We start from the raw sequence: 20,725 nt of genomic DNA on the forward strand, positions 1-20,725 counted from the left end.
AACCGGCTCAGACCCGACTCCGAACCCTTCGGCCACTCCTGACCCACCGCCAGATTCGCCACCCACACAAACCCGTCCGGCAACTGCAGATCACCGTCCATGTGGACGGCCACTCTGCAAACCGCGATTCACGCCGGACCGGACGGTCGCCTGCTGCCGCCCGTGGGGTCTTTTCCTCACGGGTCAAAACAGTAAGCGAAATTCAGGGACGGCCAAAAACAATTCGCCGCCCGCTTGGCCACATTGCCCGAACATGCAATTCTGAATCCAGTCGATATTATTCACCATTGGTTCAGCCTCCGTTAACCGAGTGAGTCACCACGCACCCCTGGCATGCCACCTGAGCAGCCGTTTCATCGATCGATATCCGTCACTCACCCTCGATATCGACAGCGTCGCCCGGACTTCACTTCGGAACCAATCAAGGATCGGGCGAATTCGTGGTTACCATCGGGCATTTTCGGCGCCTCATGGGCAACAACCACATGCCCGCCTTGCCGGGCGGGCATGCGGTCGATTCGGTTCAGCGTCGGGTGAGCGCGGCAAGTTCCCTGGTGATCGTGTCGGTGTCCTGGAAGGTCCGTCCGAGGCGGGCGACGTGCTTCCAGCGCACGATGCCGTCGATGCCGAACACCGAGCACTTGAGGCCGAGGCCGGGCATCTGGATGCCGTAGGACCGGACGACCTTCCGGTTGTGTGCGGGATCCGCTCCCGCAAGGACACCGACGTGTGCCGCGTGCGCTCGCTGACGTGCCGCCAGGCCCGCAGATCATGGGACTCGAACAGGACCAGCGGACCCTCAGCACCAAGGCGCTCGCCGAGCCCCTCCGACGACCTGGAGCGCATAGACCCTGGCATGCGCCAGTGGTCGTAACCGCACTGCTCCTGGCGGTCCCGCTCCCGCGGTGCGGGCGCTGCCGCGGCCTCCACTCGCGAACCGCTCCTCGCGGACCATCGGATCACATTCACTACGGAACGCACGCTCTGGTGGCGCCCCCGGCAGAAGAGGTGCTGGGGAACCACTGACTATGTAGCGCAACGGCGGAGGCAAACACCACGCCGTCGCGTGCGGTGTTCCTGTTGAGGCACGCCGGGGCCCGTCCGTACCTGCGGCGGCGGGCAGGAGGGGGCCGGCTGGGGGTGGCGCGGCTCAGGCGAGGTGCCACTTCTGGTTGGACGTTCCGCCGCACTCCCACAGCTGCAGGCGGGTGCCGACGGCCGTCCCCATGTCCTTGGCGTCGACGCACATGCCGATCTGGGAGTTGACCAGGTCATGGGAGCTGTTGAGGTTGAACTTCTGTGCCCAGCCGCCGTTGCAGCGCGCCAGTTGGATGGTCGCGCCGTTGTCGCGCGAGGCATTGGCGATGTCCAGGCACATGCCCTCGGACCGCACAGTGCCGTCCGACGCGAACACCCACTTCTGCCAGGCGTCCTCGGCGCATCCCTGGAGCGTGAGGGGGGAGCCGTCCGACCCCTTGTGCCCGGACACCCCGATGCAGCGTGAGGACCCGTACCCCATGATCATGTTGCCGGCCACCGCGGCATGCGTGGCCGCGGGCGTCGGCTTCGTCTGGGTCTTGGTGGCGTCCTTGGTGCCGGCGCTGTGCGAGTCGGAGGCGTCGACCGCCTTGCCCCCTCCCCCGGAACCCGAAGAGGAATTGCCATGCGTGGACCTGACCCCGTCCGCGCCCGACGAGGGGCCGCCGCCCGGCCGTACGCCGGCGTCGGGACCCGCGTGGACCGAGACCTTGGGGCTGCCGTCCTTGCCGTGCCCGGCGGGGGAGGAGGGGAATGCGGAGGCGGACGGGATCACCGCGCCACCCGGGCCGACCTTGGGCATGACGCCGTCCTCGACGTGCGCCGCTCGTGGCTGGGAGGCATCGGCGGCGTCGTCGGGAACTGCCATGAAGGCCACGGTTCCCAGGCCCAGCGCCGCCAGTACGGCGACGGCGGTCATGACTCCGACCAGGCGCACATTGCGTTCGGACTGGGCCTCCTGTGACGGGCTGCCGCTGCGTGCGGCCATGACCGTGCCGGCCTTGGCCATCAGCAGCCGCAGGAACCTCGTGGAGCGGCCGCCCTCCCCGTCCCGCTCGCCCGCGTCCCCGTTGCCGTCCGCCCCTTCGGGCGCGGACGCGGCCGGACGGCTGAAATGCGCACCGCTCCTGATCGGAGCGACGGCCGGGGGCTCGGCCTCCTCGGCGGGATCGGCTGTGACGGCCGCCACGGGTTCGGGCTCCGCCTCGGCGGCGGGCACGGTCAGGGACCCGACGGGAGCGGGAACCAGCGTGCCTGCCATCGACACGGTGAGTGCGGCGACGTAGGCGCTGGTGTCGCCGGACGGCGGCACGGCGTTCGGCTTCGCCGCCTCGGTCCCGGCCTCAGACTTGGACCCGGCCTCGGCCTCCGGTGAGGTCTCCCCGTCCGACGCCTTCCTGGACGGCGGCACGGCCACGCCCGCGGACCCCGTCTCGCCCGCCGGCGACGCCGACGCGGCCCCCGTCTCCCCGATCGAGGACGCGGGCACTGCCTCCGTCTCCCCCAGCCAGGGCAACGGCTGCTCCCAGATCGCCGCCGGTCCGGTCCTCTTTGCCATGTGTGCCCGCCCGCCTCAGGTCTGGTGGTCTTCGAACAGCCGACCCTAGGAGGACACGAAGGCCAAGTACCGCGGACACAGGCAAGGTTGCCCTGGAGGACCAAGGATCTTCCCCTGCGTCCCCGCACCCGGCCCAACGAACCCCAGTGAACCGTCTGCCCCTTCGGCCAAGATTGCGTGCCCGCGGGGACAGACTTCGGCCGTGGGACGGGGGTGGCGGGCAGGGGTCTGCCTAGGCTCGGGAGACTCCAGCCGCAGGGAAGCAGGAAAGCGGGAAAGCACGTTGAGCACCATGATCGCCAAACGCCCGCCGCGCGCCGAGGGTCCTCCCATGCCCGAGGCGCAGGTGGAGCTCGCCGAGCCCCCCGTGCTCAGTGAGCCGGCCACCGCCGACTTCGGGTCGCTGATGACATATCTGCCGATGGGCCTGGGTTCCGGGGCCATGGTGCTGATGTTCTCCGTCGGCAGCGGAGGAGCCTCCACCTACATCATGTCCGGGATGATGGGCATCGCGATGATGAGCATGACGCTCACGCAGGTCGGCCGCCCAGGCTCGGACCGGCGCCGTCGCATGCGCGCCGAGCGCCGCGACTATCTGCGCTACCTGAGCCAGAAACGCAAGCAGGCCCGGCAGGCGGCCGACGACCAGCGCGCCGCCTTGTTGTGGGACAACCCGCCGCCCGGTGACCTGTGGGCGCTCGCCCGCGGCACCCGGCTGTGGGAACGCAGGCCCGGCCACGAGGACTTCGCCCGCGTCCGGATCGGGCTCACCACCCGGCGCGCGGCCCTCGACTTCATGCCGCCGCAGACCAAGCCGGTGGAGGACCTGGAACCGTTGTGCGCGATCTCGCTGCGCCGGTTCACCAAGGCGCACCAGACGGTCCCCCTGCTGCCCGTACCGGTGTCCCTGCAACGCTTCACCAGCGTGGAGTTCACCGGCGAGACCGAGGAGGCGTTGTCCCTGGCCCGGTCGATGCTCGGGCAGCTCGCGGTCCTCCACTCCCCCGACGAACTGCGCATCGCCGTGCTCGGCGACGCCGAGGCCCATCGCGAGTGGGACTGGCTGAAGTGGCTGCCTCACAACGCCCACCCGGAGGAGGAGGACTCCGCGGGACCGCTCCGCCTCGCCGCAGCCGACCACGACACACTCCTCGACCTCCTGGGAGCGGACGTCCGCGACCGGCCCGACCACGACCGCGACTCCTCGCCCAGCGTCGCCGAGCCGTTCACCGTGATCGTCGCCCAGGGGGTGCGGATACCCGAGTCCTCGCGCCTGCTGGGCGCCGGCATCCGCGGCGTCGTGCTGCTCGACCTCACCGGCGCCGTCCCCGGCGGCCCCAAGGTGCTCCGGCTCCGCGTCCGGCACGGACAGATGGAGTTCCCCAACGGCACCGAGACCGTCTCCGGCTGCGCCGACCGCCTCGCCCCCGTCGAGGCGGAGACCCTCGGCCGCGTCCTGGCACCGATGCGCACGAGCGGCGGCGTCGACATGGTCGACCGCCCGCTGGAATCCGACTTCGACCTCACCACCATGCTGGGCATCCGCGACGTGCACGGTTTCGACGTCCACGCCAAGTGGCGCCCTCGCCTGGCCCAGCACGCCCGGCTGAAGGTCCCCATCGGCGTCACCGGCGACGGCGAGATCGTCGAACTCGACCTCAAGGAGTCGGCCCAGGGCGGCATGGGCCCGCACGGACTGCTGATCGGCGCCACCGGATCCGGCAAGAGCGAACTGCTGCGCACCCTCGTGCTGGGCCTGGCCGCCACCCACTCCTCGGAGATCCTCAACCTGGTCCTGGTCGACTTCAAGGGCGGCGCCACCTTCCTCAACATGGACCGGCTGCCGCACACCTCGGCCGTCATCACCAACCTCGCCGACGAACTCCACCTCGTCGACCGCATGCGGGACTCCATCAACGGCGAGATGATCCGCCGGCAGGAACTGCTGCGCGAGGCCGGTCACGCCTCGCTGTACGAGTACGAGAAGGCACGCGGTCAGGGGGCCACCCTCGCACCCCTGCCCTCTCTGCTGATCATCGTGGACGAGTTCTCCGAACTCCTGGCGAACAAGCCGGAGTTCGTGGAGCTGTTCGTGTCGATCGGCCGGCTCGGGCGCAGTCTCGGCGTCCATCTGCTGCTCGCTTCCCAGCGCTTGGACGAGTCACGCATCCACCGCGTCGAGGGCCACCTGTCGTACCGGATCGCGCTGCGCACCTTCTCCTCCATGGAGTCCCGCAGCGTCATCGGCACCGCCAGCGCCTACGAGTTGCCGTCCGCGCCCGGCAACGGCTACCTCAAGGTCGACACCACCAACCTCGTCCGGTTCAAGGCTGCCTACGTCTCCGGTCCCGTCCCAGCACCGCCGAGCCCGGAGGAGGCGGCACGCCGGGAGGGCGCTGTCCTCGAAGTGACGGCATTCGGCCTGGAGCAGCAGGGCAGGCTCGCCTCCGTGCGCGCCGAGGAGGAAGCCGCGGCCCTGGTCTCCCTCGCTGAGCAGACCCTGCACGAACAGGGCTCCACCGCGGCCGCGGTGGAGGACGAGGGCGCCGACGACAGCCTGCTCGACGTCATCATCGACCGGCTGGAGGACAACGGTCCGCCCGCACGGCAGGTCTGGCTGTCCCCCCTGTCGGAGTCCCCTGCCCTGGACCTGCTCCTGCCCGGCATCGTGCCCGACTCGCAGCGCGGCATGGGCGCGTCCGACTCCCGTGTCCAGGGAGCCCTGCGGGTGCCGCTGGGGATGGTGGACCGTCCCTTCGAGCAGCTGCGCGAGCTTCTGGTCGCCGACCTCTCCGGCGCCGACGGGCACGTCGGTGTCGTGGGCGCCCCGCAGACCGGCAAGTCGACCCTGCTGCGCTCCTTGATGCTGTCGCTCGCCCTGACCCACACTCCGAACGAAGTGCAGTTCTACTGCATCGACTTCGGTGGCGGCGGCCTGGTGTCCGCCTCCGGTCTCCCGCACGTCGGGTCGATCGCGACCCGTCTGGAACGCGACCGCGTCCTTCGCACCGTCGAGGAGCTGGCCCAACTCGTCGAACGGAGGGAGCAGTTGTTCGCCTCGCGGGGGCTGGAGTCGATGGCCGCCTATCGTGAGCTGCGCGCGGACGGCACCATCGAGGACCCCTACGGCGACGTGTTCCTGGTGATCGACGGGTGGGCCACGCTGCGCCAGGACTTCGAGGACCTGGAGCAGCGGGTCATGGAACTCGCCGCCCGTGGCCTGTCGTTCGGCCTGCACACGGTGGTCGCCGCGGTGCGCTGGTCCGAGGTCCGCCCGCGCGTCCGGGACCTGCTCGGCACCAAGTTCGAGCTGCGCCTGGGCGACGCGATGGAGTCGGAGGTCGGCACCCGGGCGGCGGCCGGCGTCCCGCACCAGCCCGGCCGGGGACTGACCGGCTCCGGACACCACTTCCTGTCGGCGCTGCCCCGGCTCGACAGCTCCTCGCGCAGCGACGACCTGACGGCCGCCACCAAGGCCGCCGTCGCCGAGATCAGCACGTTCTGGACCGGCGACAAGGCGCCCGGCGTACGCCTGCTACCGACCTCCCTGGACGTCCGGCGCCTCCCCGCGCCCGCCGACGCCCGCGACCTGAAGTTCTGCCTGGGCTGGGACGAACAGCGCCTCGCCCCCGTCTGGCACGACTTCGGCGCCACCCCGCACCTGCTCGTCTACGGCGACGGCGAGACCGGCAAGACCAACGCGCTGCGCCTGGCGATCCGCGCCATCACCAGCCGCTACCGCCCCGAGGAGGCACGCATCCTGCTCGCCGACCCCGGTCGCGGCCTGCTCAAGGACGTACCCGAGGAATACCGCGTGGGATACGTCGTCGACGGCGACGGCCTCGGCAAGCTCGCCGAGAGCGCGGCCGTCTCGGTGAGCAAGCGGCAGCCCGGCGCGGACATCACGCCCGAGCAGCTGGACAAGCGCGACTGGTGGGCAGGGCCGCTGCTGTTCGTCCTCGTCGACGACTACGACCTGTTCGCCGGGCCGCCCGGTACTCCCTCCCCCATGGCGCCCCTGGTGCCGTTGCTGTCGCAGGGCGCCAACATCGGGCTGCACCTGGTCGTCGCCCGCAGTACCTCGGGCGCGATGCGCTCGGTGATGGACCCGCTGATCCGCCGCATGTGGGAGCTGGGCAACCCGGCGCTGCTGTTCTCCTACCCCAAGGAGGAGGGCAAGTTCATCGGCGAGGCCAAGCCCCGCACCCTGCCCGCCGGCCGGGCCCAGCTCGTCACCCGGCGCCACATCAAGCTCGTCCAGACCGGTCTGGTCTCGGCGGGCCCCGTCCCCACAGGAGCACGATGACCACGGCAGCACCGCTGACGGGAAGGGCCACCGAGGTCTGTCGCGTCACCGTCGAGACGCCGGTCGGCCGGACCGACCTGTCGATCCCCGTCACCACACCGGTGTCGGCCCTGCTCCCCGCTCTGCTGCGGCAGCTGCCCACCGCGGCCGCGGCGAACGGCGACCCCTGGGTGCTGCAGCGGCTCGGCGAGGACCCGCTCGCGCCCGAGGCCACCCCGGAGGCCGCCGGGCTGCGCCACGGCGACGTCCTGCACCTGCGCCCGGCCGACGCGCCGCTGCCCGCCGTGCACTTCGACGACCTCGCCGACGGTGTCGCCCGGACCGTCGGCGACGGCCCCGGCCGATGGCGGCCGGAACTCACCCGCGGCCTCGCGCTCGGCCTGGTCTGCCTGGTCCTCGCCGCAGTGGCCGCCACCCTGTTCGGCTCGGGCGCGAGCCATCGCACCGCCGCCGTGGCCGCCGCCGTCGCGCTGGTGCTGGCCACCGCCTGCGCCGCCCTGTCCCAGCTGCAGGCCGACCGCAGCAGCGTCCTGGTCGCGGGCCTCGGCGCGTTCGCGTTCGCGGGCGGCACCGGACTGATCGTGCGCGCGGACCCGGTCGGCGATCACGCCACCCGGCTGGCCGGCGTGCTCCTGGGCTGCGGCTTCGTGATCGGTCTGGCCGCCCTGCTGTTCGCCTTGCGGGCGCTGCCGCTGGTCGTGCCCGGCGCCGTGCTGCTCACGGCGGTCGCCGCCGCGGTCTCGGCGGGGCTGATGGAGGTCTTCGGGCTGCGCGGCGTACAGTCCGCCGCGGTGGTCGCAGTGGCGCTGTTCGTGCTGGGGCACCTCGCGCCTCGCCTCGCCCTGCGGGCCGCCCGGCTGCGCGTGCCCCAACTCCCGCACGACGCGCAGGAACTCCAGGAGGGCATCGAGCCGGAGACGGGCGCACAGGTGTCGCAGCGAGTCTCCGTCGCCACCGCCTTCCTCGACATGATCAGCGTCAGCTCGGCGCTGTTCTGGGTCGTCGGGCTGTGGCTGGTGGCGGCACACGCCCACGGCTGGGCGGGCTGGCTGCTGCCGCTGTCCCTGAGCCTGGCCGTGCTGCTGCGCGCGCGGGGCACCAATGGCACCCTCCAGCGCACACCCGCCGTCGTGACGGGCGTCTACGGGCTCGCGCTCGTCCTGGTGCTGCGCACCGCGCACGACGGGCCGGGCGGCAAAGCGATCGCCCTCGTGCTGCTGCTGTCCGCCGTGGTGCTGCTGCTGGTCGGCGCGTGGCGGCTGCCACAGGCCCGGCTGTTGCCCATCTGGGGCCACCTCGGGGACCTCCTGGAGATCGTCACGGCGATCGCGTTGCTGCCGCTCCTGCTGCAACTCCTCGACGCGTACGCCTACTTCCGCGGCCTGGCCGGCTAGGGCGGGCGAACGTGCAGACTCGACGTGATCATGTCCAGGCGTATCAGTTCGCCATGGGCCGCCTCGCCTCCGCGCTGGTCAGCGGAGATCCCGGCCGGGGGCAGAGCCCGACCAGAAGGTCCACGCTCGGCTCCGTGTTCGGCGTGGCCCTGGTGGTCCTGCTGTGCGCGGGGTTCGGCGTGTACGGCCTGATCTCCCCGGTCGCGAAGGACGACTGGCGCAAGGAAGGCGCCGTCGTTCTCGACAAGAGCACCGGCAACCGCTACATCTACGCCGACGGCGTCCTGCGCCCCACCCGCAACTACGCCTCCGCCCTGCTCATCGCGGGCAAACGGACCGCACCCGCGACTCCCTCGGCGAAGTCCCTCGCCGGCGTCCCGCAGGGCGCCCCGGTCGGCATACCCGGCGCCCCCGACAGCGTGCCGGACGCGGCCCACCTCACGCCCGGTCCCTGGGCACGCTGCCTGCCGCGGCCCGGGGCCGCCGACACCGGCCAGGGCCTCGCCTTCGGCCCGATCGCCTCCACCATGCACGCGCTCCCCACCGGCCGGCAGGTCCTGGTCGCCGGGCTCAAGGGCACCCGCTACGTACTGCTGCGCGGCGTCAAATATCCCGTCCCCGATCACGCCGCCCTCATCGCCCTCGGCCTGGACGACCAAATCTGGTTCACGGCCACCGCCGACTGGCTCGCCGCCGTCCCCAGCGGCGCCACGCTCAGCGCGCCCACCCCGCCCGGCGCCGGGAAGCCGGCCGGCCACGTCGCCGGGAAGGCCGCCGAGGTCGGGCAGCTCTTCCGCACCAGCACGGGCGGCACCGAACGCCACTACCTGCTGCGCTCCGACGGACTCGTCCCGGTCAACCCCACCGCCTACGCCCTGCTCGCCGCCCGCCCCGGCGCACCCGAACCACGGCAGGTCGAGCAGACGGACATCGCCCTCGCCCCCGTCTCGTCAGACCGCGGCCCCACCAACCGGATCCCCGACGTCGTCGGCGTACCCGCCCTGGACAGCGGCACCCTCTGCCTGGAGCACGTCACCGGCGACACGTACAAGCTGGTCGTGAGCCGCTTCGACGGCGGCCTGATCGCCCTGCCGGCCGGCGGCGGAATCCTGGCCGTCCCGCAAGGCAGCCGTCTCACCTACCTCGTCACCGAGCAAGGGGTGAAATACCGCATCGCCGACGACAACGCCCTCCAGGCCCTGGGCCTCGGCGGCGCCAGGACCCGCCTCACCCTGCCCGCCGACGCCCTCGCCCTCCTGCCCGACGGGCCGGTGCTCAGCCGCGCAGCAGCCGGAAAGGGGTGAGCGGGGTGAACAGGCTACGGCTGCACGCCACTCCGGTCGGCGACGCCCTGCTGGTCCACCCGAAGGGACACCTCGACAAGCGGGCGGCCGGCTTCGCGGAGGGACTCAGCCGCGATCCGCAGCACACCCTGGTCGTCGTCGACCTGCCCACGGGCGTCCTCGCCGACGAGTGGCGGGCAGTCGCCAAGCTGCTGTCCTCCGCCCGGCACGGCAGCCTGCGCATTGTCTTCGGCCGCGACCGCGGCGAGGACGTACGCAGGGCTGCGGGACTGATCGCCGATCGGCTCGGGCGCGAGGTTGTCGCCGCCGACGGCACTCTGGTGCCCACCGTCGGGGGTGGCCTGTTCGTGCCCGGCGACGACGCCGCCTGGCTCCGCTTCCGGCCCGGCCGTCCCGCCGAGCACGACTCCCAGCGATTCCCCAAACCGCACTGGGAGTTCGCGCTGCCCACGCGCGCCCGCGCGGTGAGCGCCCGCACCACCGCCCAGCCGGTGCCGTCCGGTGTGTGGCTGCGCCACAGCGACCGCACTCTGCTGCCCGGCTACCAACGGCCCACGATCGAGACCGTCCCCATCGACCCGCGTCGCCTCCTGGTCGTCCTGGGCAGCCCGGACACGCCACCGTTGCCGGTCGACGACGTGGCCCGCTACTGGGACAGCGTCCTGCCCAACGCCCGTCCCGCGGTGCGCTTCCATCTCTACGGCACGCTCGACACCCCCGATTCCCTCACCCCCGGCCAGTGCCTCGCCGACGCCTTGGACCACGAGGTGATCCTGTACGCCGACCTTCCCTCCGGCACGGCCGCCCGAGCCGACGACGACACCCTGGCCTATATCCCGGCCCGCGCCATGGCGGTGCTCCAGCCCGCACGGACATCCGGCGAGCCCGGGACCACCGGCCCGGCCACCTCCCCGACCACCACCACGGCCGGCGGCGAACTCGGCGCCCACCCGGCCGCCGCGGGCGTGGCCGGCGGGACCGAGATCGCAGCGGGCGAGGTGCCGATGGTCCGCGCCGCTGACCCGCCAGGCCCGGCGGCCGTAAAAGCCCTCCCGCCACGGCGCTCCATGCCCCGGGTCCAGATGGTCTCCGGGACCACCACGCCGCCCGGGGGTGACGTGCGGGAAGTGTCCGCACCGCAAGGGGCGGTCCCCGCCTTGGGCCCCGCCCCCACCGAGCCCGCCACGGCACAGGCCCCCTCCTCCCCTGGGACGGCCCCCCGCGCCACGGGCGCCGAGCCCGCCGCCCCGACTCCCCTACCGACCGACACTGTTGATCCCGACCCGGCACCGGACACCCCACCCGACACGCGGGAAACAGGTGACCCCGGCCCACCCTCGGTCCCCGATCCGGCTCCCGCGCCCGAGGCATCACCGGCCGTGACGGAGACCCCGACCCCCGACCCCGTACCGGAACCCGCTCCGCGGCCCGTACGGCCCGCCGCGCCCCGTTTCCGGCTGGAATCCGGCACGCCCGCCCCGGAGCCGGGAGCGGACCGGGGTGGCCCGCAGCCGCCGGCCACCCCGACCCCGGTGCCCGAGCCCGCCCAGGCGCCCGGGTCCGCCCCGGCACCCGCCCCGTCCGCCGCCGCGGCCGTACGGGTGCAGCCCGTCCCCAGCTCCGCCGCCTGCGCCGTTCCGCCCGAACGCGGCGTCGCCAAGGAACGGGACTGGCTGCGCCGCATGTTCAACGAGCAGTACAACGCGACCGCCGGCGCCGTCTCCCGGGTCATGTCCGAGACACCGGGACTGCGCGGAGGCTCCCGTTCGGAGGCCGCCGAAGCCCTGACCGAACTGGTCGCCGTACGCCTGTACCTGTCCGGGGACAACCGCGGGGCCGACACCGCCGTCCGCACGGCCACCGCCGGACCCCACGTGCCGCTCGCCCGCTGCGTGACCGCGGGACTGCGCAGGCTGCCCTCCTACCGCGGCCCGGCGCTGCTGCGCACCCGCCTCACCGACGCCGAGCGGGCCTGGTACCAGCAGGGCCGACTGGTCACCGAGTGGGCGTTCTGCCACACCCGGACATCGCTGCACACCGGCCCTCGCGGCATCGGCGCCACCGACATCCTGATCTGGTCGATGACCGCCCGCCGGACCGCTCAGCTCGACCCGGCCCTCACCGACCGGGTGCTGTTCCTGCCGGGAACCGTCTTCAAGGTGCTGCGCACCGACGGCAGCACCGTGCTGATGCGGGAGGTCTCGTCGTCGGAGATCTCGCAGGACGGCCGGGTCGACGTCCAGCAGGTCAGGCTCGACGAGATGGCCGTCAAGGGGCTGGGAAACATCCTCGAAGCGCTGGAGAAGGCAGGCACCGACGCCACGGCCGAGAGCGCCGATCCGCCCGGACTCATCGTCACCCCCGACACGGGCCGTTCAGGTCGTGAGGAAGTAGCCAAGCCATGAGCAGACAGGTGCTGTTGGTCTCCCCGGACAGGCCGGGCGCCCACCGTACGATCGGCCACGCACTGGCCGACGCCACCGAGGGGGCGCTGGTCACCGTCGCCCCCGGCCGGTACGAGGAGAACCTCGACATCACCCGCGCCGTCACCATCGCCGCCGAGAGCGGCGCCGGGACCGTGCAGGTGCACGCGGCCACCGGGAGCACCGTGGTCGTCGAGGCGGACGCGGTGCAGCTCTCCGGCCTCGTGCTGTCCGGCGCCGATCCGGAGGCACCCGTCCTCGACCTGCGCCGCGGACAGTCCGCCCTGGACGGATGCGTGATCGAAGGAGCGGCCTGGACGGCAGTCCTGGCCTGGGACGAGGGCGTGCTGGCCGCCCGCGGCTGCAAGGTGCTCAATCCGAACGGCGCGGGAGTCGTCGTCACCTCCCGCGGCGGCAACGTCCTCGAGGACACCGAGATCAGCGAACCGGGCTCCTCGGCCGTCGTGGTCGCCGAGCACGGACGTCTCGGCGTGCGCGACTGCCGCTTGGACCGCCCCGGCGGCAACGGAATCTGCGTCAACGGCACCGCCACCGCCACCGTCGAGTCCACGCAGATCACCGCGAGCGCCAAACCCGCCGTCGCCGTCGAGCAGGAAGGCAAGGCCACCCTCGTCCGGGTGAGTGTCACCGGCAGCGCCGTGCTCGACGCCTACCTCACCAGCCGCGGCGAGACGACCCTCACCGACTGCGACTTCGCCGGATCGGCGGGCCAGTCCGTGCACATCGCCGAGGGCGCGGCGCCCCACCTGCGCCGCTGCACGGTGACCGAGGCGGCGCGCGCCGGAATCCAGGCCGCGGCAGGCGCCCGGCCCCGCATCGAGAACTGCGAGATCGCCGATACCCCGATCGGCCTCCACGTCACCGGCGCCGGTACCTCCGTGAGCGTGACCGGACTCGCTGTCCGCGACACCCCGACCGCCGCCGTGCAGGTCTTCGACTCGGGCGCCGCCGAACTCGAACGACTCACCGTCACCGGCACCTCCGGCGCCGGCATCCGGGCCCAGGGCGGCGCCCAACTGACCCTGCGGGACGGCAGGATCGACCTGAGCGGCGGTGGGCAGTGCCTGGCGCTCGCCGACACCGCGAGCGCCTTCCTCGCCGGCTGCACGCTGCACGGCGGCGGGGCAGTCGTCGGCGAGGGAACCGAACTGATCGTGCACGACAGCGAGTTCACCGACTCCGCGACCGACGCGATCCGGGTCATGGCGGACGGCGCCCTCACCGCCGTCGGCTGCCGCATGACCGGCGCCCGCGGGGCCGGCGTCAACGCGCACGCCGACGCGCGCACCGACCTGAGCAACTGCGCCGTCTCCGACAACGCGGGCGACCGCACGGCCCCCGCCAGCCCGGCCGACGACCGGGACGGCGCCTCCTACGACCCGCACGAGCCCAGCCCCCCAACTCGCGTACGCGGGAGCACCGGCACCGGGCCGCTCGCCGAACTGGAGGCCCTGGTCGGCCTGGACAGCGTGAAGCACGAGGTCACCGGGCTGATCAACCTCAACAAGATGACCCAGCGGCGCACCGAGATGGGCCTGCCCATGCCGCCGATGAGCCGCCATCTCGTCTTCGCGGGCCCGCCCGGCACCGGCAAGACCACCGTGGCCCGGCTCTACGGCGCCGTCCTCGCCGAACTCGGCATCCTCAGCAAGGGCCACATCGTCGAGGTGGCCCGCGCCGACCTGGTCGCGCAGATCATCGGCGGCACCGCCATCAAGACCACCGAGGTCTTCAACCGGGCACTGGGCGGTGTGCTCTTCATCGACGAGGCGTACACCCTGACCAACCAGTCGCGCGGCAGCGGCCCCGACTTCGGCCAGGAGGCCGTCGAGTCGCTGATGAAGCTGATGGAGGACCACCGCGACGAGATCGTGGTGATCGCGGCCGGCTATTCCGAGCACATGGACCGCTTCCTGGCCTCCAACCCCGGCATGGCCTCGCGTTTCGCCCGGACGATCGAGTTCCCCAACTACTCCTCGGACGAACTGGTCACCATCGCACGCAACCTGTGCGACAGGCACTACTACCAACTCGCCGACGACGCCCTCCTGGCCCTCCATCGCTACTTCGAGGACGTCCCCAAGGGACCCACCTTCGGCAACGGCCGGGTCGCCCGCCAGGTTTTCGAGTCGATGATCAGCACCCAGGCGTCACGACTGGCCTCCGACGCCGCCGAGCACGACAGCGAGCTCAGCCGCCTGACCGAGGCCGACGTCCCCCGAGCGGCCCCCGCACCACCTGCCCCGCAGTCCGAGGCCGCCGCCTCTGCACCGCCGCCCCCGCCGCCCGAAGCCGCCCCCGTGACGGCGACGGGGCACGATGTCCCGCCCACCCCGGCGCCCGCATCCGAGGACGTCTCCACGCCCGGACCCGTCCCGCCCGTGTGGACCGCCCCCGTCGCGGCCGCTCGCCATCTCGGCGCACTGACCGGGCTTGACAGGGCGGCGGACGCACTCGCCGCCCGCGTCGACGCCCTCGTCAAGCTCGGTCAGGGCGCCGCCGACCTCGCAGACGTCATTCTCGAAGGCCCTGCGGGCAGCGGACGCCGTGCACTGGCCGCAGCCTACGGCCGCACCCTCGCCGAATCCGGCGTCATACCGTCGGGGGCGCTCACCCACCTGCCGCTGTCCACCGTCCCGGCCCGCCGGCCCCACCAACCACCCACCTACCTCGCCCACATCTTCCAGGAGGCGACAGGAGGCATCCTGCTTGCCGAGACCGACCCGGCGTTCGGCGAGCGGCCGGCCGACGAACAGGACGCTGTCATCGAGGCGTTGGCTGCGGAGGCCGAGGCCCGCGATTCCCTCGGACCGGTGCTGGTGCTGTCCGGAGGCGGACCCCACCTGATGGACCTGCTCCGCGAACACACCGAGTTGGCAGCGGCCTTCGCCGAATACCTCCGGCTGCCCACCTGGACCGGAGACGGACTCGCCGAGCTGACCCATCGGCGCCTGACGATGCTGGGCTTCCAGGTCAGCGACGAGATCATGGCGGCGCTGGCGCGACAGGACCCGGCCCACGGCGCCTTCGGCGCGCACCGACTGGCGGATCGCATCGCCGCACGCGCCCAGGCCGACGAACTGATCCTCCACGACCTCGCCGACGACCACTCACTGCCAACTGAACGGCCCTGACCGTCACCTGACGGGCCGAAAGGGCAGACACCGAAGGCCGGTCGGGCAACAAGCCCGGCAGGGACTCGTTTTTCGTCATCCGTCTCACGGACCATCTTCGCCACAGGGGCGATCAGTACTCACGAGAGGAGCAAACTCATGGCCACCACGGACACTTCAGTGAGCCTTGCGGGCATGAAGTCCGCGCAAGGCGACTTCCAGAACGCACTGGACGAGGTCAACAGCTCGTACACCCAGATGACGAGCCAGATCGACACACTGCGCGCCAGCTGGACCGGCGACGCGTCGAGCACCTTCCAGGGCGCCATGGACACCTGGCTGCAGGACTTCGCCACCGTCCGCAGCCAGCTCAGCCTGATGTTCGAGAAGCTGCAGGCCAACACGGGCGGCTACACCAACACACACCAGGCCACCACCGACGCGGCCGCCCAGGTCAAGCAGGGCATGGCGCAGAGCCTGCCGGGCTTCTGACACATCGCCGCCCGACACTCACCCCGCCACACTCCCAGGAGCGACAAGATGCCCACCTATACCGTGCAGATGGACCAGGTCGAGTACGTCATCGGTGAGATGGCCGCGATCAGCAAGAAGATCCAGGAGACCCTCACCAACCTGGACGACGGCGCCAAGATGAACCTGAGCGAGTGGACCAGCGACGCGCGCAGCACGTACGACACGGCCAAGGCCAAGTGGGACGCGGCCGCCGCGGACATGGCCGTCCAGGCGTCCAACGCCACGAACTCGCTCGGCCACATCAACGAGGCGTACCAAGCCGGTGAGCGGCAGGGCGTCAGCCTCTGGGGGCAGTGACATGCCTACTGATGACGGTCTCGAGCACGGCGGGGGCTCCGGGGGCGGTGGGGGACCGACGCCCGATCCCAAGCCCGCCACAACGAGCAGCCCCGGATCCAACACCCCACCGGCCTCGACGCCGAACGGTGGCGGCAGCTCGGGCAGCTCCGACAGCGACACGCATCCTTTCGTGGCGCCGCCCGTGCCCGGCGGCGACGGTACGAAGGGAACCTCCGTCGACACCGCGTCACTGGACCGTTTCGCCGACAACATCGACAAGATGATCCAACCGGTGAAGGACGCAAAAACCCTTCTCGACAACCTCGTCGCCTTCGCACCGGGTGCCTTCTACGACGCGAACGTCATGCGGAGGAAAGTCACCGGAGTGAGCCAGCAGGACGGGCTGAAGAAGAGCTACTCCGCGGTGCTGATGTCACTCATTACCGGTCTCACGGACACACGCGACGGCGCCCGGAAGCTGAGCCACGACTACGGCGCGGGGGAGGATGCCAACAAGGTGACGGCCAAGAACCTGGCGGACGCCTTCGAGAAGGCACCCGGCGACTTCAACGCGATGATGACGGCCAACGGGGGCTCCGCCGCATCGGGCGGCGGGAACTCCGGCTCCGGCTCGAGTTCCGGTTCCGGAGGCTCCGGGTCCGGATCGAAGTAGTCCGGGTCCTGAGGTTCGGGCCGCCTCGGCGATTCCGGGACGACGATATGAGCCTCGGTCTCGGCCGGATGTGACAGTGGCGTCGGCCGAAAGGCAGGCAGGCTCGGACACAGGAGCCATGCGCACAGGAGATCGAAGTGCCGAATTACACGAGCGACGGGTTCACCCAAGACGGCGGCAGCACCAACGGGATGGTCTTCGGCAACCCCGACGACTCGTCCGACGGCAGCCCCATGGACTACATGACCTGGGACTGGAAGCAGATCCAGGCCGCCATCGTCGGTTTGGCGTCGGGGTCGCCCAACGACTCCGATTGGGCTCACGCTCGTGCCGTCGCCGATCCGAGGTCGCTCCAGGTCGCCTCAGGCCTGTTCCACGATATCCAGACCCTTCTCGAGGGCGTCTCGAAGGCCCTGTCCGACCAGGCCAACGCACTCGCGGGTGACAACGGCCCCTGGAAAGGAGACGCCTCCCAGTCGTTCCACAACATGATGACGAACTTCTCCCGACAGGTGCAGGCCAACGCCGACGTCCTGTCCGGCGGTTCCACCGGCATCAACTCCGTTCCCAAGCAACTGCAAGTCAACGCAGTCCAGCTGAACAACGCACAGGTCATCATCAACAACCTCAACATCAAGTACGCCGCGCTGGCACTCAAGGCGGGCGCCAAGCAGGGCCCCGACGGAGCGGTGTCCATCAGTGCGAAGCCAGAGATCCTGAACGCGATGACCAACGAGATGCGCCAGGTACTCATCAATCTGGCGCAGGCGTACCGGTTCACCACGGACTCGATCATCAATCCCACCACGCTGGACGTCACGGTCAACAGCGGAGACGTCTCCAGCCCGAGCGGGGGTGACGGGCTGGGCGGCGGCCTCGGCGCCGACCCCGGCGCGGGCGGCGACGTCCCTGGTCTCGGTAGTGACGCCGGCCTCGGTGGTGGGGACCTCGGGGCGGATCCTCAGAGCCTCGCGGCTCTGGCGGGCTCGCCCGACACCGGGCTCGATTCCGGCATCGACGGGCTGGACACGGGTGGCGGTATCGGTGGCGGTCTGGACGACCTGGCCGCCGACCCGGGCCTGGGTGTCAACCCGTACAACCTGGCCGCCGACCCGGGCCTGGGCGGCGGCACGGACGGGCTCGGGCTGGGCGACGGCGCCGACATCGGTGGGTCGGGCATCGACCCGTCGGCCCTCGACAACCTGCTCAATCCGGCGGCCTACTCCGGCCTCTCAGGACTGGGCGCGGGCAGTGGGAGCGCCTTGGGGGACGAGGCGCTCGGTGCTCTGGCGGCGGAGGATCCCTCCGCGTTCGGGAACACCGGGCTCAACGACGGCCTTGCCGGAGGTATAGGCGACAACCTCGGGGAGACACTCGGCGACGGCCTGGGTGCGGCGGAGGGTGCCTCGCAGTTGGCCAATTCATCGGGATACCCCTACATGCCCGGCATGGGCGGCGGTGCCGGCGCCAACGCCTTGACGTCCGAACCCTCGGACGCCTCGGGGCTGCTCGATCCGAGCACCGAACCGTGGGAAGGCGACACAGCCCTCGGCGACGATGAGGTGGGCTCCGAACTGGGCGCCGCGGCCGGTGGTGAAGGGCTGGGCACGGCGGCCGCCGAAGAGGGCCTCGCCGCGGCTGGAATGCCCTACCTGCCAGGCATGGGCGGGGCGCCCGGCGGCAGAGACGCGGCGGGTGAACGCTCGGACGCGTCCGGACTCCTCGAACCGAGCACCGAACCGTGGGAGCCCGAAGAGACCGCCGAAGCGGAGGACATCGGCTCGCCCGACGGTGTCCTGCCCGGGGTGCCCTACCTGCTCGGCTTCGGTGCCCCCGTGTCGGCGGCCCGCCCAGCCACGAACCAGGGCCCGGTCGAAGGCGCCGAGCCCGCGGAGGCCACAGCAGCGGAACCGGCGGCCGCAGCGCGGGGCGACGAATCCGAAGCTACGGCGAGCGGCGCACCCGTGATGCTCGGGTCCGACGGTGTTCCCCTGCCCGCCGACGACAGCAGCACCGTTGTCCAGCGCCCCCTGCCCGCCGACGGCGAAGAGGACTTCTCCGCCTGGGAAGCGGCGGCAGATGCGGGAGCCTTCGTACCGCTCCTCTGGGCGGTCCCCCGGCAAGGGCAGACGCAGTCCGGCACGGACGAAGACGAGGACGGCCTGGCACACGAGCCCAGGAGCACCTGGCAGCCGGAACGCCCGACCGGCGAAACATCACCCGATGCGAGCGCCGTCACGCCCTTCGTGTCGCTCGACGACGAACCCGAGACGGATGCCGAGGAAGAGGAAGTACTTGAGGAGGAAGCGACGGAAGAGGCCTCACGAGGTATCGCTGACCTGCTCGTGCAGGAGGAAAGCACCTGGGGAACTGTCCCCGGCGGGTCCAACTCGCTCTTCTAGCTCGTCGACCCGAGGAGAAACCACCACCGTCCAAAAGGGAGAGTCCCCATGCCCAGTCGATGGGACCAGCAGATCGAAGACCTGTTGGCGCAGTACCGCCGACAGCGCGAGGAAGCCGTCGAGACCAGGCGACGCATCAACGAGACGACGTCCACGGCCAGCGCACCACGCCAGGCCGTGAAGGTCACCGTCGGTGCGCAAGGCCAGGTCACGGCGCTGGAGTTCCCCACCGGCGCCTACCGCCGGATGGCTCCCAAGGAGCTGGCCGACATATTGCTCACCACGATCCAACAAGCCAGGTCGGAGGCCCTGAAGAGCGTCGACGAGATCGTCTCCGCTCAGCTTCCGCCTGGGATAACCCTGTCCAGCCTGCTTCAGGGACAAGCCGACCCCACCGCCTTCCTGCCCGAGGAGCCGGTAATGCCTGAAGCCGGATTCGACGCCGCCGACCTTCGCCTCCGGGGAGACAAAAAATGAGTGAGCTGATCGTCAAGGAATCAGATGGCCTGCACAAAGCCGCCACAACAATTCGAGAATTGGCCGCCCACATCGATAATATCGGGAAATCGCTGCTGGCCGCCCGAGAGGCAAACAATGGTGTCGAAGGAAACGACGACACAGGAAACGCATTCCGAGAGCAATTCGACCCGGGAGCCAAAGATCTCCATTCGGCCACCACTGCTCACAAACAAGGCCTCCTGTCAACGGCCGCCAATGTGAACAGCATGCGAATATATCTTGACACGGCCGAGGATGCCGCCAAACAGGCGGCACAAAAATTGAATTCCGCCGGTCATGCTGCGGAAGCGAATACTCCCTCGTCGCATTCTGCGTCGAAGCCCAAACGTTAGCGTCCATACCATCGCGTCGTCGGTCCGGTTGTGATGTGCGGGGTGCTGTATGGGTGATCTGCAGATGCCGGACGGGTTTGTGTGGGTGGCGAATCTGGCGGTGGGTCAGGAGTGGCCGAAGGGTTCGGAGTCGGGTCTGAGCCGGTTGGGGGCGGCGTATGCGGCGGGGGGCCGGGAGCTGGCGGGGCTGGCGGGTGGGCTGGGTGGTTCGGGTGCTCTGGTGCTGGAGAGTGTGGGGGGCCGGATCGCGGAGGAGTTCCGTGATTTCGTGGGCCGGCTGGAGGTGCTGGTTCCGGGGCTGGCGGATGCGGCGTTCCGGCTGGGGGATCTGGCGGACTCGACGGGGCTGCGTATCGAGTACACCAAGGCGATGATCATTGTGCAGGTGATTCTGCTGGGGCTGCAGATCCTGCATTTCCTGTTGTGGGCGCCGGAGGAGATCCCGGCGGCGGTCACGGGTGCGCGGGTGGCCGTGAAGGAGCTGGTGAAGCGGCTGGTGGTGTCGGTGGGTGTCGGTGCCGCCCTGAACGTGTCCAGTGACGTTCTGGTGCAGGTGGGTCAGTTCTGGGCGGGTCACCGGCATGTGTGGGACGCGGACGCGACGTGGCAGGCGTTCCAGTCGGGTGCGGTCGGCGGTGCGGCGGGTGGTCTCACGTTCGGTCTGGGCGGCATCCTGAAGCCGGCGTTCGCGCATTCGCTGTGGGGGAAGATCGTTCTGGGTGCGGTGACCGGCGGGGTCACCGAGGGTGTCTCCTACGGGATCTGGGGCGGAGACACCTCCGCGTTCGGCTCCTCGGTCACCTCCGGCTTCATCGGCGCCCTGGAGGGC

General features: G+C 71.0%; 13 protein-coding genes. 11 read left to right on the forward strand and 2 right to left on the reverse strand.

Going from position 1 to position 20,725, the window contains the following annotated elements; all coding sequences use genetic code 11:
- Positions 1-523: 523 nt before the first annotated feature.
- Both ACIQRL_RS36215 and ACIQRL_RS36220 read right to left on the reverse strand, forming a co-directional pair.
- Complete coding sequence (locus tag ACIQRL_RS36215; RefSeq protein ID WP_401339659.1) at positions 524-661, reverse strand: hypothetical protein; 138 nt, start codon at positions 659-661, stop codon at positions 524-526.
- A gap of 489 nt (positions 662-1,150) precedes the next feature.
- The gene (locus tag ACIQRL_RS36220; protein ID WP_401339662.1) at positions 1,151-2,596 is read right to left on the reverse strand and encodes a ricin-type beta-trefoil lectin domain protein; all 1,446 of its coding nucleotides are present in this window, start codon (positions 2,594-2,596) and stop codon (positions 1,151-1,153) included.
- A 292-nt stretch (positions 2,597-2,888) separates the two neighbouring features.
- Between ACIQRL_RS36220 and eccCa the strand changes: the two genes are divergently transcribed.
- The 11 genes from eccCa to ACIQRL_RS36275 all read left to right on the forward strand — a co-directional run bounded on the left by eccCa (position 2,889) and on the right by ACIQRL_RS36275 (position 19,896).
- The gene (gene eccCa / locus ACIQRL_RS36225; RefSeq protein WP_401339664.1) at positions 2,889-6,902 is read left to right on the forward strand and encodes a type VII secretion protein EccCa; all 4,014 of its coding nucleotides are present in this window, start codon (positions 2,889-2,891) and stop codon (positions 6,900-6,902) included.
- Complete coding sequence (gene eccD / locus ACIQRL_RS36230; protein WP_401339666.1) at positions 6,899-8,296, forward strand: type VII secretion integral membrane protein EccD; 1,398 nt, start codon at positions 6,899-6,901, stop codon at positions 8,294-8,296. Before eccCa ends, eccD begins: the two co-directional genes overlap by 4 nt.
- 11 nt (positions 8,297-8,307) lie before the next feature.
- Entirely contained in the window at positions 8,308-9,600 is a 1,293-nt protein-coding gene (gene eccB / locus ACIQRL_RS36235; protein ID WP_401339669.1) for a type VII secretion protein EccB, read from the forward strand.
- A 5-nt stretch (positions 9,601-9,605) separates the two neighbouring features.
- Complete coding sequence (locus tag ACIQRL_RS36240) at positions 9,606-12,005, forward strand: hypothetical protein (protein WP_401339671.1); 2,400 nt, start codon at positions 9,606-9,608, stop codon at positions 12,003-12,005.
- Entirely contained in the window at positions 12,002-15,178 is a 3,177-nt protein-coding gene (locus ACIQRL_RS36245) for a right-handed parallel beta-helix repeat-containing protein (protein ID WP_401339673.1), read from the forward strand. The genes ACIQRL_RS36240 and ACIQRL_RS36245 overlap by 4 nt, the downstream gene beginning before the upstream one ends.
- A 138-nt stretch (positions 15,179-15,316) precedes the next feature.
- Positions 15,317-15,649: a WXG100 family type VII secretion target gene (locus tag ACIQRL_RS36250; protein WP_401339675.1), complete on the forward strand. Its 333-nt coding sequence runs from the start codon at positions 15,317-15,319 to the stop codon at positions 15,647-15,649.
- A gap of 48 nt (positions 15,650-15,697) precedes the next feature.
- Complete coding sequence (locus tag ACIQRL_RS36255) at positions 15,698-15,988, forward strand: WXG100 family type VII secretion target (protein WP_401339677.1); 291 nt, start codon at positions 15,698-15,700, stop codon at positions 15,986-15,988.
- A 172-nt stretch (positions 15,989-16,160) separates the two neighbouring features.
- Entirely contained in the window at positions 16,161-16,643 is a 483-nt protein-coding gene (locus ACIQRL_RS36260) for a hypothetical protein (protein WP_401339680.1), read from the forward strand.
- Between the two features lie 137 nt (positions 16,644-16,780).
- A complete protein-coding gene (locus ACIQRL_RS36265; protein ID WP_401339681.1) occupies positions 16,781-19,045 on the forward strand; it encodes a WXG100 family type VII secretion target in 2,265 nt (754 codons plus the stop codon).
- Between the two features lie 48 nt (positions 19,046-19,093).
- Positions 19,094-19,522: a YbaB/EbfC family nucleoid-associated protein gene (locus ACIQRL_RS36270; protein WP_401339684.1), complete on the forward strand. Its 429-nt coding sequence runs from the start codon at positions 19,094-19,096 to the stop codon at positions 19,520-19,522.
- Positions 19,519-19,896, forward strand: a complete 378-nt coding sequence (locus ACIQRL_RS36275) for a hypothetical protein (RefSeq protein ID WP_401339685.1) — start codon at positions 19,519-19,521, stop codon at positions 19,894-19,896. Before ACIQRL_RS36270 ends, ACIQRL_RS36275 begins: the two co-directional genes overlap by 4 nt.
- Positions 19,897-20,725: the final 829 nt, after the last annotated feature.

This window comes from Streptomyces sp. NPDC091209 (genome assembly GCF_044757755.1).
Classification (GTDB): domain Bacteria; phylum Actinomycetota; class Actinomycetes; order Streptomycetales; family Streptomycetaceae; genus Streptomyces.